The organism is Frankia sp. Hr75.2, from assembly GCF_949319125.1.
Taxonomy (GTDB): domain Bacteria; phylum Actinomycetota; class Actinomycetes; order Frankiales; family Frankiaceae; genus Parafrankia; species Parafrankia soli.
The window spans coordinates 1-1,433 of record NZ_CASGGV010000150.1; the positions used below are offsets into that span (position 1 = coordinate 1).

Consider the following 1,433-nt stretch of genomic DNA (forward strand, 5'->3'; position numbering starts at 1 on the left):
GCTTCGTCGATGCGTGCAGTTGGAAAGGAGGGGCCCGGTGAGTGCCATGGTTGCTAGTCCCGCCGCTGGTGGATCCCGTGGGGATTCGGTCCGTGCCTTGCAGCACACGCTTTACCGGACGGCCAAGGCCGATCCCGGACGGAGGTTCCATGCGCTCTCGGACAAGGTCCACCGTAGGGACGTCTTGGAGCGCGCGTGGGTTCAGGTGCGCGCCAACAAGGGGGCATCTGGCGTCGACCACACCACGGTGGTCCAGGTCGAGGAGTACGGGGTTTCCCTGCTCCTGGATGAGTTGGCCGCCGAGCTGCGGGAAGGAACGTATCGGCCGCTACCGCTGCGGCGGGTCCTGATCCCGAAATCTGGGGTGAAGGGCGGGTTCAGGCCGCTGTCGATTCCCGCTGTTCGTGACCGCATCGTGCAGACAGCTACGAGGATCGTGCTCGAGCCGGTCTTCGAGGCTGATATGGCCGAATGTTCGTTCGGGTTCCGCCCACGGCGTTCGGCGCACGACGCCCTGCGGGTCCTCGTGGACGAGGCCGCGCGGGGCAGGCGGTGGGTGGTGGAGACGGATATCGCCGACTGCTTTACGGCGATCCCGTTGGATGGGTTGATGCGGGCGGTCGAGGAACGGGTCTGTGACCAGGGCCTGCTCAGGCTGGTGCGCGGGATCCTGCGTGCTGGTGTGATGCGGGACGGCGAGGTCCGGCGGAAGGTCAGTGGGGTCCCGCAAGGGGGTCCTTTGTCGCCGTTACTCTGTAATGTCTACCTGCACCGGCTGGATCGGTCGTGGGATGAGGGTGACGGGGCGCTGGTACGTTTTGCCGACGACCTGGTCGTGATGTGCTGGTCGCAAAGCCAGGCGGAGCGGGCGCTGGAGTGCCTGACCCGGTTGCTGGCTGACCTGGGCTTGGAGCCCAAGGCGGCCAAGACCCGTATCGTCTGCCTTCAGCCTGGTGGAGGGGGCTTTGATTTTCTGGGCTTTCACCACCGGCTCGTGCGGTCCCGAGGAGACCGCGGCAGGCGAAAGGTGACGTTCCTCGCTCGCTGGCCTTCGGACAGGGCGATGCGGCATGCCCGTGACCGGATTCGGGAGATTACCGACCGGTCGCGGCTGTTGTTACCGCCGCAGGTGATCGTGGAACGGCTCAACGCGTTCCTGCGTGGTTGGGCCGGCTACTTCCGCTTCGGGCATTCTGCCCGGCGCCTCGGCGCGATCAGGAGGTTCGCGCAGGAGCGACTGGTCCGGTTTGTACGGGCCCGTCATAAACGCAGCATGGGGTTCGGCTGGTGGGTGCTCTCGCGCTCGCGGCCGGTTGACCTCGGACTGATCGGCCTGTATGGGATCACTGTTTCACCCAGGGCTGGGAAGACCTGGCGGGAGAAACCGAATGCCGGCGGTGAACGGCGTCGGTAAGCCGTGTGAGGGAGAACCT

General features: G+C 65.9%; 1 protein-coding gene. It reads left to right on the forward strand.

Annotation, left to right across the window (positions count from 1 at the left end; translation table 11 throughout):
- Positions 1-97: 97 nt before the first annotated feature.
- Complete coding sequence (ltrA, locus tag AC559T_RS12770; protein ID WP_498868840.1) at positions 98-1,414, forward strand: group II intron reverse transcriptase/maturase; 1,317 nt, start codon at positions 98-100, stop codon at positions 1,412-1,414.
- The last annotated feature ends 19 nt before the right edge of the window (positions 1,415-1,433 follow it).